Source organism: Bradyrhizobium sp. CCGB20 (assembly GCF_024199855.1).
In the GTDB taxonomy this organism is placed as follows: Bacteria; Pseudomonadota; Alphaproteobacteria; order Rhizobiales; family Xanthobacteraceae; genus Bradyrhizobium.
On sequence record NZ_JANADN010000001.1, the window covers coordinates 2,305,461 to 2,318,771 of the forward strand.

Consider the following 13,311-nt stretch of genomic DNA (forward strand, 5'->3'; position numbering starts at 1 on the left):
CGTGGAGAGGTCAGCGCGTTGCCGCTACAGTGAGAGCATGAGCCCCAGATCCGCCCTCAAGGCCAAGCCGGAACCAGTTCAGTCGGAAGGCTCGTCGCGCCCGATCGCGCTTCTGCAATGGTACGACCGCCACCGCCGCCGTCTGCCCTGGCGCGCGATGCCCGGCGAGACATCGGACCCTTACCGCGTCTGGCTGTCAGAGATCATGCTGCAGCAGACCACGGTGAAGGCGGTCGGGCCCTATTTCGAAAAATTCGTCGCGCGCTGGCCCGATGTCACGGCGCTGGGCCGGGCCTCGCAGGACGACGTGCTGCGGATGTGGGCCGGGCTCGGCTACTACTCGCGTGCGCGCAATCTCCATGCTTGCGCGGTTGCCGTGACGCGCGACCATGGCGGCGTGTTTCCGGACACGGAGGAGGGCCTGCGCGCGCTGCCGGGCATCGGGCCCTATACGGCGGCGGCGATCGCGGCGATCGCCTTCGACCGCCACACCATGCCGGTCGACGGCAATATCGAACGCGTGGTGTCGCGGCTCTTTGCCGTTGAAGACGAGCTCCCGCAGGCAAAGCCGCTGATCCAGCAACTGGCGGCGACACTGCTCGCGAACTCTCGCGCCGGCGACAGCGCGCAGGCGCTGATGGATCTCGGCGCCTCGATCTGCACGCCGAAGAAGCCGGCGTGCTCACTGTGCCCGTTCAACGAGGATTGCACGGCGCGTGCGCGAGCGACGCAGGAGACGTTTCCGCGCAAGGCGCCGAAGAAGAGCGGGACGTTGCGGCGCGGCGCCGCCTTCGTGGTGACGCGCGGCGACGAGCTGCTGGTTCGCTCGCGGCCCGAAAAAGGCCTGCTCGGCGGCATGACCGAGGTCCCGGGCTCGGATTGGCTGGCCGGCCAAGACGAGGCGACGGCGAAGCAGCAGGGGCCGGAGCTGAAAGGGTTGTCGCGCTGGCAGCGCAAGGTGGGCGTCGTTACCCACGTCTTCACGCATTTTCCGCTGGAGCTGGTGGTCTACACCGCGAAGGCCGAAGCCCGCACGCGCGCGCCCGAGGGCATGCGCTGGGTGCCGATCGCGACATTGGCCGGCGAAGCGTTACCCAACGTCATGCGCAAGGTGATCGCGCACGCGCTGGGTTGAAATCCTTACGCCGCGCGCGCGGCGCGCTCGTCCTCGGCCGGCATCAGGAAGGTGCGGTTGCGCCCGGTTTTCTTGGCGACATAGAGGCCCTGGTCGGCGCGCTCGATCACGTCCTGCACGTCGCGGTCGCTCTCGTCGAACAGCGCGAGCCCGACCGACACGGTGAGGGGAATGATGGTGTCGCCGTGACGCACCGTCGCGCTCTCGATCGATGTCCTGATGCGATCGGCGAGCAGCACGGCGGTCTCCCGGTCGATCTCGCGCAGCAGCACCACGAACTCCTCGCCGCCGAAACGGGCGGCCTTGTCGGTGGTCCGGATCGACTGATTGACGATCTCCGCGACGCGTTTGATCGCATCGTCGCCGGCGGCATGGCCATGGGTGTCGTTGATCTTCTTGAAATGATCGATGTCGATCATCAAAGTCGCCATGTTGCGCTTGTAGCGGCGGCAGAACGCGATGGCGTCGTCGGCGACGGCCAGGAAGGAGCGGCGGTTCATCAGGCCGGTCATGAAATCGGTGTCGGCGAGCTGGCGCAGCTTCAGCATGTCCTCCTGGAGCTGCATCGCATTCTCGGTCGCGCGCAGCTCGGCTTCCTTGGTGCGCTCCTCGGCAAGGCCGATCCGGCGCAGCAGCGAGCGCAGCGCGCGTGAGAGCTGCACGACCTCGGCCGAGCCGCTCTGCCGCGCCAGCATGGTCGGACCGTGGGCGCGTCCGATGCGGTCGGCTTCCTGCGTGATGGCGATGATCGGCGCTGCGATCCTTCGCGAGACCAGCATGGCCAGCGACAGCGCGATCAGCGCGGTGACGGCACCGATTGCCAGAATCGTTTGCGCCGACGAGATCGCCGCCGCCAGCGCCACGCTCGCCGGCTGGCTCGCGGTGACGATCCAGTTCAGGCCCTGATAGTCGCGATGCCCCGTGCCGACGTGGAAGGCGGTCAGCATCTGCCGGCCGTCGGTCGTCTCGCGGAAGGCGCCGACGCCGGCCTTCAGGATGCCGGACAGCTCGTCCCCGCTGTACCGGATGGTTTCTTTCTGCGGTCCGAGCAGGATCATGCCGCCCTTGCTGATGATCGACAGCGCCGCGTCGGCATTGTTGTCGTTGGCTTCGACGTCCTTGATCAGATTGCTGGCCCAATCCCAGTTCAGGTGCCCGCCGAGCACGCCGAGCAGCCTGCCGGTGGGATCACGCACGGGCACGGCGATGTCGACGAAGCGGTAGGGCTCGTTGTTGGCGCGCTGCGTCAGCAGCGAGGACAGCAGTACGGCCTCATGGACGTCGCCGACGGCGACTTTCTCGAGGCCCTGCTTGAACCAGGGTCGTGCGGCAACGGACTTGCCTTGCAGCAGGCCGCCGGTCGCGGCAACCACGTTGCCGTTTACGTCGGCGAAACCAATCCAGGCGAATTCGGCAAAGGAGCGCTGGAGGTCCTCCAGCGAGCTGCGCAACGCGGCCGGGTCGGCTTGCCACAGCGGCTGCATCGGCTTCAGTTCGGCAAACAGCTTCATCTCCTGCTGGCGCGTCGCCATGAAGCGGTCGAGCCGGCCGGAGGCCATCGACGCGGTTCCGGCCAGACTGCTCTCGATCAGCGCGGCAGTGTTCCTGTAGCTGATCAGCGCGGCGCCGGCCGCGAGTGTGCCGACGAGCACGATGGACATCGCCGCCACCGCCGCGGCGATCTGCGTGCGCACGGTCAGATGGTCTTCGATCGCGTGCAGGCGGCTCGCTGCCTGCTGCAAGAGGGCTCGCATGGAAAGGCTCCGGTGTCACCGTCGCTCATGCCATGTGGTAGCTTCCAACCGCTTACCGGCGGATTGTCCAATTGGATCGTATTGAATCGGTCGTGAAGCCGGTTGGTTGAAGCGACCTTAAGTGCCGGCGAAATCCCGGGGTTTTCTGGGTTCCCCGGGGATGTTGCGCTGCGGCCTATCGCCTGCTGACACCAGGCTGGCAACAGACCTACGCTATGAGCCGCCGGCAACGGAGGTTCGCATGGTCAAGACCGCACTCGACAACTTTCGCAAGCCGCCCTGCGCCGAGCTGCTCGGATGGCGTCTGCTCGATGCCCGCCCCGAGGAGGGCTGGATCAGGCTCGCCTTCGAGGGCAAGCCCGAGTTCTGCAACCCGGCGGGCTTCATCCAGGGCGGCATGCTGTCGGCCATGCTCGACGACACGATGGGGCCGGCCGTCCTCGTGATGAGTGAGGGCCGCCTCTACACCACCACCATCAGCATGACCGTGAACTTTTTGAGCCCGGCCAGGCCCGGGCCGATCATTGCCGAGGCGACGGTGACGCAGCTCGGCAAGACGATTGCATTCGTCGAGGCCAAGCTGATGGCCGAAGACGGGACCGTGCTCGCCACGGCAACCGCGAGCGAGCGGCTGTTGGAGGCGGCGAGGGTGGTGCGGTGAGACGAGCACCTGTCTCTCGCTTCCTCGCCCCGTTCTTACGGGGAGAGGGCGGGTGCGGGGCAGGAAGCCTTCTCGCGTCCTTCGTCAGTTGAACACAGCCGCTTTATTGTCGACGGTCGCAGCACCGCACTGCTTGTCGCCGGCCTGAGTGATTGCGCTTAGCGCAGCGCTAAAAGATCCGCGGGAAACAAGATCAACGACCGCGTCAACAGGCGGCGTGGTGCCTTCCGCTCCAAAAAGGGCGACTAGAATGCGAGCGTCGAATTTCTTCTTGTTGAGCCTGCGAACAGTAGCCTGAATCTTGCCGGTAGATGGTTGGCCGACGTAGCAAACGCACGCCAACGACGTGTCCGTCATATCGAGCGAAACGAATTTCGACATCGACAAGGCGTCGGCCTCTTCTGCTGTCGCTGCGATACCACGGTGACGCAGCAAATAGGCCAGTACTAGCGCTGCTGCCTCGTCGAGCTTGTCGGATCCTGGAACACAGAGAATAGGAGGCGCTCCACTGCTCTCCTTGGTCAACTCGAGTTGCGCTCTTGTTTGTTCAATTGCGATGGCTGCTCCGGGGTTGGCACTCAAGTCTATGGACGGAACGCCCGTCGCTCCTGTCTCGTGGTTCAATTCCAGGTCAGCCACCAGTTCGCGGACAGTTGAAGCAATTCGATTCAATCGCTCTTCGTCGAGATGGCCTAACTGACGGTCCGCTTCCGCGAGCCTCAATCCCTCCAGTAGAATAGTGTCACAGTAGTCCTCAAGTGACGCATCTCTGAGGAAGTCATGCGCTTGTTCTGCCGCCTCGAGAGGATCGGCGGCCAGAAGCCGTTGGTAGAACAGCTGAGGCGGTTTCAACGGAGGTCGGTCGCCAAGCATGATTTCCAGGAATTTGAGCCGCTCGACATGCCGTCCCGCGACGACGAGGCATACCGTCAGAGGGGTTGCCATGACCAATCCGATCGGGCCCCAGAGCCAGGTCCAGAATGATGCAGACAGGATGACCGCGACAGGAGACAGGCCAGAACTGTGGCCATAAATCAAAGGTTCGATAACTTGTCCGGCTAGAAATTCCAGGGCCACAAACAAGAGGGCAGTCAGCACCAACATCTCCCAGCCAGAACCAACGGCTGCAGCGAGGATAAGCGGGAATATGGCTGAGATGAGTGCACCGATATACGGCACGAACCGCAAGATCATCGCTAACAGGCCCCATAGCGGAGCCGACGGCACGCCAATGAGCTCAAGGCCTATGCCGATTGCCAATCCGAATACTGCATTGAAGATCATCTGAGTTAGAAAGAGTCTACTCAGTCGCTTGCCGGCGTCATCAAGGGCTGCGGTTGTGCGCTGAATATCTCCCGAGCCAGCGAGGCGAACGAGCCGGTTCCTGAGATCCTCGCGTTGCAGCAAGATGAAAGCCACGAAAATCACGACGACTCCCGTCGTCGTGAGTGGTGAAAGCAATGGTTCGATGATCTTGGCGAGCGTCGTCAGAGCGCCGGGGTCGGGCTGCTTGACTTCGACAGGTATCGGAATCGCTTTACCCGGTCCTTGCTTCGCAAGACCGTTGTCCGGTTGGTCAGCCGTGTTCCCATGTTGCAGCTGCGTCCCTAATTCCTTGAGAACAGTGGATGCCTGCTCCAACGTTCCTGTACCACCGACCAAACCACGAATGCTTTCGACCTTATCGCTCAACGTCTGCTGATATTGAGGCAGTTTCGCAGCAAGGCGAGTTGCCTGCGATACCATCAGGCCGCCCAAGCTGAATATGATCGCAAAACCAAAGAACACCACGACAAGAACAGAAGCGGTGCGCGGAATTCGCCAGGAATGCAGTCGTATGACAAAGGGCGCGAGTACAAAGCTCAAGAGGACCGCGAGTGCGATCGGGACGAAAATTTCACGACCTACATAAAGCGCGGCAACTATCAGCGCCGCTACGGCCATATTGACCAGCGCCGCACCTCGTTGCTGTATTAGCCTTACTTGATTGGGCTTCTCTTGCAACTGCGTAGCCCTCGCGTTTAACCGAGCCTGCACTTGTTGCGTTTCGATTGATTCAGTTCATTGCCCCAAAATTAGTCCCAAGATGCTCGCCATCGGCAGAGCCCGTACTCTGGACCGATCCCGAGGTGCACGATCAGGTTGGACAATGCATACGTCTTACTCCACCGGCGCGGAAGAAAGACCCTTTTCATTGAGCCACCTTGGAGCCACCTTGCGATAGATCAAGGAACCTTGCATCGGCTCCCTACCGACTCCAGCGGACGTTCGAGGGCATCAGGACAGGTCTGTTTACGCACTTGCCCGAGGCTGTGTCGTGCGCGCAACTTGATCGAACGGTTCTTCAACAAGGCCAAGCAGTGTCGGCGCGTCGCGACCCGATCCGGCAAGCTGGCGGTCAACTATCTGGCATTCGTCAAGCTTGCATCCATACGCATTTGGCTGCGTGCCAATGAGTCCGCGCCCTAACTCACGCCCCCGCCCGCTTCGCGTCTCTGCTCACAATCGCAGGCTTCGCATTCAGCGCCTCGACCTGGAAGCCCGCGACGCGCTTGTAGTTCGCGGCGATGTCCTCCAGCTCCTGCTGCGACAGCACGTCGGTGACGACGTCATAGCCGTCAGGCGCGCGCTCCTCGACGAGCTGCATCACCTGCTCAGGGCCGTTCTTGCGGTTGAGCAGGACGAGGTCGGTGGTCGCGGGACGCCGCTCGGCCTCATAGGCGAGCAGCGCTGCGGTCGTCGGGCCATGCGCAAGGATCTCGCGGGTGATGGTGCGGGCATCGAGGATCGCCTGCGAGGCGCCGTTCGAGCCGATCGGGTACATCGGATGCGCGGCGTCACCCATCAGCGTGACCTTGCCAAAGGTCCATTGCGACACCGGATCGCGATCGACCAGCGGATATTCGTAGGCGTGCGGGCAGTTCTTGATCAGGCCGGGCACGTCGAGCCAGTCGAACTGCCAGCTCTCGAACCAGGGCAGAAACTCCTCCAGCCGCGCGGTGCGGTTATAATCCTCGCGCCGCCACTGATAGGTCGGCGGCATGTGGCGTTCGGCGACCCAGTTGATCAGATGGTTGCCCGCTGCATCCGGCTGCTTCGAAATCGGATAGCAGACGAATTTCAGGATCTCGTGCCCGGCCATGATCATGGTGCGGCCGGTGAGGAAGGCCTTTGACGGCGTGACGCCGCGCCAGAGGATGCGGCCGTTCCAGATCGGCGGGCCTTCATCGGGGTAGAGCTTTTCTCGCGCGGCGGAATGGATGCCGTCGGCGGCGATCATGATCGCGCCGTCGTAGGTCCCGGCGGGCTTGCCGGTCGCCCTGTCGATGAAGTCAGCGCGCACGCCGTTGGCCGTCTCGGTCCAGCCGGTCAGATGGTGGCTGGTCAGGATATTGTCGCGGCCGAGCCGCTCGATCGCGGTGTCGAGCAGGAGCTGCTGGAGCGTGCCGCGATGGATCGAGAATTGCGGCCATTTGTAGCCGGCTTCCAGCCCGCGCGGTTCGCTCCAGATCGGCTTGCCGTGCTTGGAGAAATAGGCGAGCTCGCGGGTGCGCACGCCGCTGGCGTCCAGCTTGTCCATCAGCCCGAGTTCGATCAGCTCGCGGACCGCATGCGGCAGCACGTTGATGCCGACGCCGAGCGGTTTCAGCGCGGCGACGCTCTCGAACACTTTTACGGGAACGCCGATTCCGTGCAGGCTGAGCGCAAGCGTCAGCCCGCCGATGCCGCCGCCGGCGATGAGTACGGTCATGACAAAACCCCTCCGATTGCAGGCGTCTTGGCACAGGGGGGCGGCGGTGGGCAACTGCGAAGAGCAACGCACGGAGAATGTCGTGCTATAGACCTCGGGGTCGACAGTCGTTAATTTCCAGCTTTCCCATGAGGTCCGACATGCTCAAGCTCTACTACGCCACCGGCACCTGCGCGCTCGCCACCTACATCACCCTGGAAGAGGCCGGCGCCGACTACACGGCCGAACGGCTGAGCTTCAAGGACAACCAGCAGAACAGCCCGGACTATCTCGCCATCAACCCCAAGGGCCGGGTCCCGGCGCTGGTGACCGATCGCGGCGTGCTGACCGAGACGCCGGCGATGCTGGCCTATATCGCGCAGACCTTGCCCAAGGCGAAGCTCGCGCCGCTCGACGATCCCTTCGACTTCGCCCAGGTGCAGTCGTTCAACTCCTATCTCTGCTCGACCGTGCACATCAACCACGCTCACAAGATGCGCGGCGCGCGCTGGGCGACGCAGGAGAGCTCGTTCGCCGACATGAAGGCGAAGGTCCCGCAGACCATGGGCGCCTGCTTCGCCCTGATCGAGCAGAAGATGTTTCGGGGGCCTTGGGTGATGGGCGATCAGTTCACGATCTGCGATCCCTATCTCTACACCCTGTCGACCTGGCTCGAAGGCGACAGCGTCGACATCAATGCAACGCCGAAGATCGCCGATCATTTCAAGCGCATGTCGGACCGACCGGCGGTGCGCAAGGTGATGGACGAGCAGAAGGCGTAACAACGCGCCGGCCCTCGCAGGGTGGGCAAAGGCGCGTAGCGCCGTGCCCACCATCCTTCAGACGACGACAAAAGTGGTGGGCACGCTTCGCTTTGCCCACCCTACGAGAGCTTGCGCTTGGCTTGCTCCAGCTCCCGTCCCGTCTCCAGCATCAGTCGCCGCAGCCAGATCGAGCCGGGGTCCATCTGTGCGCGGGTCGGGTAGAACATGAATTGCTCGTCGATCCCTGGGTCGAGCGGCGGCGTCACCGTGACGAGGCCGAGCTGCTTGGACAGGGCCGCGATCAGCCGGCGCGGCACGAAGGCAACGAGGTCGGTGCGGGCGGCGATGTGCAGGGCTTCGAGATAGCCTGAGACGACAAGCGAAATGTGCCGCTCGATGCCCTTGCTGCGCAGCCAGGGGTCGATCAGGTCCTCAGCGCCGCCACGGATGATCACACCGACATGGCGGGCGGCCAGAAAGATTTCGCGCCGCTTCAGTTTCGCCCCCATGGGGTGACCGCGCCGCACCGCCAGCGCATCGCTGTCGGTGTACAGCAGCTGGCGGTGAAAACCCTTAAATGCGTTGCCGATCGAGATCACGAGGTCGATGGTGCGGGCGAACTCGGCATGGAAGATCGCCGATCCCCGCCACGGCACGATTTCGATGCGGACGTTGGGCGCAAGACGCGTCACCTTCTCCATCAAGGGCGGCATCAACAGCTCGACCGCGAGATCCGGCATCATCAGGCGGAATTGCCGCTCGCTGCGCGCGGCGTCGAAATCATCCGGCACGAACAGCCCGCGCACCTGGTCGAGCGCCTGTGCCAGCGGCGCGCGCAGCGCCTGCGCCCGGGGTGTCAGCTCCATCCGCGCGCCGGTGCGGACCAGCAGCGGATCGCCAAAGAGGTCGCGCAGACGCTGTAGCGCGTGGCTCGCCGCCGGCTGCGACAGCCCGATCCGCATCGCGGCGCGGCTGACATTGGCCTCGCGCAGCAGCGCGTCGAGTGCGATCAATAGATTGAGATCAAGCGAATTCAAATTCATGAGCTGAATACATATCATATCCTCTATCGATTTGAAGAATTCTGTTTCAGCGGCGATGTTCTCCGTGTTGCCAGCAAACGGAGATGCCGCCATGAACGCGAGCGCCAACAAGAAACTGATGCAGGATATTTTCGCCGCCGCCGCCAGCCCCGACCCGGCGGTGCGCGACCGCGCCCTGTTCACCGCAAGCCTTGCCGACGACGCCAGATGGGTCGTGACCGGCCAGTATTCCTGGTCGCGCACCTTCACCGGCAAGGAGTCGATCCTCAACGATCTGCACGGCTATGTCCGCACCCGTCTGCGCGACCGCACGCGCACCGTGGCTCACCGCTTCATTGCCGACGGCGACGTCGTCGTGGTGGAAGCCAAGGGCGACAACGTCACGCCCGAGGGGGTGCGCTACGACAACGACTACTGCCTCGTGTTTCAGTTCGAGGACGGCAAGATCAAGGAGATCAGGGAGTATTGCGACTCGGTCCTGACCGAGAAGGCGCTCGGTCCGTTTCCGCAAACGCCAGTGAGGGCCGCGAGCTGAGCCGCATCGCATGCCCGGGCCGAGCCGGTTCATCACGGCCGATGATGGTCGCGCAGGCCTGGCGGGCGCTGGTGGAGATGGTCCGTATCAGGCGCGAGCGGTCCCAGGCCCGGTATCAGCTCGCCGCCATGACCGAACGGGAGCTTCAGGACTGCGGGATGACCCGGGCGGAGATCGCGTACGAGCTGCATAAGCCTCGCCGACGCAAATAGAGAGTGAGGGGCACGGGCCGTCGCCTTGCCCGGCTTTTGCAGTACCGGCGGAACCTTTGGGTTCCGCCGGCGTTCCTTCGCTTCCGGGGCAATCGCGCCTTCGGCATCGCGCGCGTTTGGGAATTTCATGCTGGCTGGGGCTTCGGACGTTTCGACACAAGTGGGCCGCAGCTTCCCCGGACTCCGCGAACGACTGAGAGATGCGACTGCGGCTGCGCACCGGGAGCTCGATGCGCAGCTTTCATCATTCGATCTCACCGTATTTTCCGGCTACCGCCGCTTTTTGCAGGCCAGTGCCGGCGCGCTGCTGCCGCTCGAAGCCACGCTTGTCGCTGCCGGCGTCGCCACGATGTTTCCGGACTGGCCGGAGCGGGCGCGCAGCGCCGCGATCGCGGCGGATCTCGAACGGCTCGGCAGCGCCGCGGAACCCACCGTGTCCGTGCCGCCGCTGACGCGCAGCGGCGTGCTAGGCACCATGTACGTGCTGGAGGGCTCCCGGCTCGGGGCCAAATTCCTGCTGAAGGCGGTCGCGGACGCCGCCGACCCCCGTATCGGCGAAGCTACCGGCTATCTCAGCCACGGCGCCGGCAAACGGCTTTGGCAGAGCTTCCTGTCGAAGCTTCAAAGCGAAGAGGCCTGCGACGAGGACGAGGTGATCGAGGCGGCGCACATCGCCTTCGCCGCGTTCGAGCAGGCGGCGGACCGCGCATGAACGAGGCCGTCAATCTCACCAATTGCGATCGCGAACCGATCCACATTCCCGGCAGCGTGCAGCCGTTCGGCTTCCTGCTTACGCTGTTGTCGGATTTCACGATCTGCATGGCGTCGGACAATGCCGCCAGCTTTCTCGGCACTGACGTCGCCGACCTGCTCCAGCGGCCGCTGTCGAGCGTCATCTCCAAAGCCGCCGTCGAGACCATCCGCAGCCGCGTCGATCATCTGAGTGGTCCGGACGCGACCGAACGCCTGTTCGGGGTCGAGCTCCAGGCGGGCAAGCCGCTTTGCGACGTCGCGATCCATTTTTCCGGCGTCTATCTGGTCGTGGAGGCCGAGCCAAGCGTCATCGAGCCGGGCGTCAATTCCGGCGAGCTGGTGCGCCTGATGCTGGAGCGGATCCGCAAGACACGCGGCATGACCGAACTCGCGCGCGAGGCGGCGCGGCAGCTCAAGGTGCTGACCGGCTTCGACCGCGTCATGGTCTATCAGTTTCACCCGGACGGATCGGGCGAGGTGATCGCGGAGGCTGCGGAAGCGGGGCTCGAACGGTTTCTCGGCCTGCATTACCCGGCCTCCGACATCCCCAGACAGGCCCGGGTTCTCTATCAGCGCAACTGGCTGCGCATCATAGCGGACATCAATGCGCAGCCAGCCGCGCTGGTGTCGACGGCGACCCACAATGCGGGGCTGCTCGATCTTTCGATGAGCGTGCTGCGCTCGGTGTCGCCGATCCACATCGAATATCTGCGCAACATGGGCGTCGGCGCCTCGATGTCGGTGTCGGTCCTGCGCGACGGCAAGCTGTGGGGCCTGTTCGCCTGCCATCATTACTCGCCGCGCCACATCTCTTTCGAGAAGCGCACGGCCTCCGAACTGTTCGGGCAGATGTTCTCCTGGATCGTGGAAGGGCGCGAGCGCGAGGGCGACGTCGCCTACGAAATGCGCGCTCACCACGTGCAGGAGCGGTTGATCGAGACGGCGGCCTCGCACGAGCACAGCCAGCGCGCGATCGTCGACTTCCTCGGCGACTATCGCGGGATGATCGACTGCGACGGCGTGGCGGTGTGGTCCGACAACAAGATCGCACTTCAGGGCCAGACGCCGACCGAGGACGAGGTGAAGGAGCTGGTTGCCTTCATCAACCGGACCTCACCGGGACGGATTTTCGCCAGCGCCGAGATCGCCAGGGTGTATGCCGCCGGCCAGTCCTTCCGCGACCGCGCAGCGGGATTTCTCGCCATCCCGATCTCGCGCGCCCCGCGCGATTGTCTGATCTTCTTCCGGCGCGAAGTCGTGCGTTCGGTGAACTGGGCCGGTGCGCCCGACAAGGTCTATGACGAGGGCCCGAACGGGCCGCGTCTGACGCCGCGCAAGAGCTTTGAGCTCTGGCAGGAAACGGTGGCGGGCCAGTCGAAACCGTGGTCCTCCGCCGACATCCGCATCGCGGAGAGCCTGCGGGTGACGCTGCTCGAGGTGATCCTGCAACTGTCCGATCTCGCCGCGCGCGAGCGGCGCGGCGCGCAGGAGCGGCAGGAGCTGATGATCGCCGAGCTCAATCACCGCGTCCGCAACATCCTGAGCCTCGTCCGCGCGCTGGTGGCGCAGAGCAAGGACACCGCGGCCAGCGTCGAGGAATTCGCCGGCGTGCTCGGCGGCCGCATCCAGGCGCTGGCGCGGGCCCACGACCAGATCACCAATCTGAACTGGGCGCCCGTCGCACTGCGCTCGCTGCTCGAATCCGAGGCCGGCGCCTATCTGGGCGCGCGCGCAGACCGGGTGAGGATGGGCGGGCCCGACGTAGCGCTCGATCCCAAGGCGTTCGCAACGCTGGCCCTCGTCGTGCACGAGATGATGACCAATTCCGCCAAATACGGCGCGCTCGCCGATTCCACCGGCAGCGTCGAGGTGGCGTGGCGCCTCGATCCGTCGTCGAGCCTCGTCATCGACTGGAAGGAGAGCGGCGGTCCCCCGGTGCAGCCGCCGTCGCGGCGCGGCTTCGGAACCACGATCATCGAGCGCTCCGTCCCGTTCGACCTCAAGGGCGAGGCCGAAATCCGCTTCGACCTGCTGGGGGTGCAAGCGACGTTCATCATTCCCCCCAACTTCGTCGAACTCGTGCCATCAATCGCAGGAGCCGCCATGCGCGTCGAAGAGCAGCAATCGTCCCGTTCGCGGATTTCCGACACGGCGCTGATCGTCGAGGACAATCTGATCATCGCGATGGCCGCGGAGGTCATCCTGCTCGACCTCGGTGCCCGCCACGTCGATACCGCCGCGACCGTCGACCAGGCGCTGCGTGCGATCGAGCGCACGCGCCCGGGCTTTGCCCTGCTCGATCTCAATCTCGGCAACGAGAGCAGCATCAAGGTGGCGCAGAAGCTGATGGAGATCGGCGTGCCCTTCGTGTTCGCGACCGGCTATGGCGAGCGCGCGCCGATCCCGGCGGAGCTGGCTGCCGCGCCGGTGATCCAGAAGCCCTACACGCTGGAAGTGGTCGAGAACGCGCTCGGCAAATTGACGCAGGCGGGCGACTGACAAACATTCAACGGCGCGACGTTTGCAGCCGGCTGCATGCCGCATGCGGCCGTGCGCCACATCCTTGCGCAACTGCATAGAAGATCAGCAGATTTTGTATGCGCCTCATGAGGTGTGCGCGAAAATTTGGAAGGTTCAATTAACGAGTGTCCCCCATTGTGTCGCAGTGCAGCGTGAGTCGCTTGAGGAGTGACGCGCGGCTGCCGGGGGTGGCCGCGACGATCG

General features: G+C 64.2%; 10 protein-coding genes and 1 pseudogene. 7 read left to right on the plus strand and 4 right to left on the minus strand.

Annotation, left to right across the window (positions count from 1 at the left end; all coding sequences use genetic code 11):
• Positions 1 to 37 precede the first annotated feature (37 nt).
• The gene (mutY, locus tag NLM15_RS10510; RefSeq protein ID WP_254116884.1) at positions 38 to 1,135 is read left to right on the plus strand and encodes an A/G-specific adenine glycosylase; all 1,098 of its coding nucleotides are present in this window, start codon (positions 38 to 40) and stop codon (positions 1,133 to 1,135) included.
• A gap of 5 nt (positions 1,136 to 1,140) precedes the next feature.
• On the opposite strand, the gene NLM15_RS10515 is transcribed toward mutY, so the two are convergent.
• A complete protein-coding gene (locus NLM15_RS10515; protein WP_254116885.1) occupies positions 1,141 to 2,889 on the minus strand; it encodes a sensor domain-containing diguanylate cyclase in 1,749 nt (582 codons plus the stop codon).
• Positions 2,890 to 3,130: 241 nt separating this feature from the next.
• Between NLM15_RS10515 and NLM15_RS10520 the strand changes: the two genes are divergently transcribed.
• A complete protein-coding gene (locus NLM15_RS10520; protein WP_254116886.1) occupies positions 3,131 to 3,550 on the plus strand; it encodes a PaaI family thioesterase in 420 nt (139 codons plus the stop codon).
• 84 nt (positions 3,551 to 3,634) lie between these two features.
• On the opposite strand, the gene NLM15_RS10525 is transcribed toward NLM15_RS10520, so the two are convergent.
• Complete coding sequence (locus tag NLM15_RS10525; RefSeq protein ID WP_254116887.1) at positions 3,635 to 5,554, minus strand: AI-2E family transporter; 1,920 nt, start codon at positions 5,552 to 5,554, stop codon at positions 3,635 to 3,637.
• A gap of 300 nt (positions 5,555 to 5,854) precedes the next feature.
• Between NLM15_RS10525 and NLM15_RS10530 the strand changes: the two are divergent.
• Positions 5,855 to 6,019 (plus strand): annotated as a pseudogene (locus NLM15_RS10530) (IS5/IS1182 family transposase); the annotation flags it as partial.
• A 1-nt stretch (position 6,020) separates the two neighbouring features.
• On the opposite strand, the gene NLM15_RS10535 reads toward NLM15_RS10530, so the two are convergent.
• Positions 6,021 to 7,301 (minus strand): flavin-dependent oxidoreductase, encoded by a 1,281-nt coding sequence (locus NLM15_RS10535; RefSeq protein ID WP_254116888.1) that lies wholly within the window; start codon positions 7,299 to 7,301, stop codon positions 6,021 to 6,023.
• Between the two features lie 140 nt (positions 7,302 to 7,441).
• On the opposite strand from NLM15_RS10535, the gene NLM15_RS10540 reads away from it, so the two are divergent.
• Positions 7,442 to 8,062 (plus strand): glutathione S-transferase family protein, encoded by a 621-nt coding sequence (locus NLM15_RS10540; protein WP_254116889.1) that lies wholly within the window; start codon positions 7,442 to 7,444, stop codon positions 8,060 to 8,062.
• 101 nt (positions 8,063 to 8,163) lie between these two features.
• Here NLM15_RS10540 and NLM15_RS10545 read toward each other — a convergent pair whose 3' ends face one another.
• On the minus strand, positions 8,164 to 9,087 hold the full coding sequence (locus NLM15_RS10545; protein ID WP_254116890.1) for a LysR family transcriptional regulator: 924 nt from the start codon (positions 9,085 to 9,087) through the stop codon (positions 8,164 to 8,166).
• Between the two features lie 91 nt (positions 9,088 to 9,178).
• Here NLM15_RS10545 and NLM15_RS10550 point away from each other — a divergent pair, with 91 nt between their 5' ends.
• The 3 genes from NLM15_RS10550 (at position 9,179) to NLM15_RS10565 (ending at position 13,086) form a co-directional block, all read left to right on the plus strand.
• Positions 9,179 to 9,622, plus strand: coding sequence for a nuclear transport factor 2 family protein (locus NLM15_RS10550; protein ID WP_254116891.1), 444 nt, complete (start codon positions 9,179 to 9,181; stop codon positions 9,620 to 9,622).
• A 339-nt stretch (positions 9,623 to 9,961) separates the two neighbouring features.
• Positions 9,962 to 10,546 (plus strand): biliverdin-producing heme oxygenase, encoded by a 585-nt coding sequence (locus NLM15_RS10560; protein WP_254116892.1) that lies wholly within the window; start codon positions 9,962 to 9,964, stop codon positions 10,544 to 10,546.
• The gene (locus NLM15_RS10565) at positions 10,543 to 13,086 is read left to right on the plus strand and encodes an HWE histidine kinase domain-containing protein (protein ID WP_254116893.1); all 2,544 of its coding nucleotides are present in this window, start codon (positions 10,543 to 10,545) and stop codon (positions 13,084 to 13,086) included. Before NLM15_RS10560 ends, NLM15_RS10565 begins: the two co-directional genes overlap by 4 nt.
• Positions 13,087 to 13,311 lie beyond the last annotated feature (225 nt).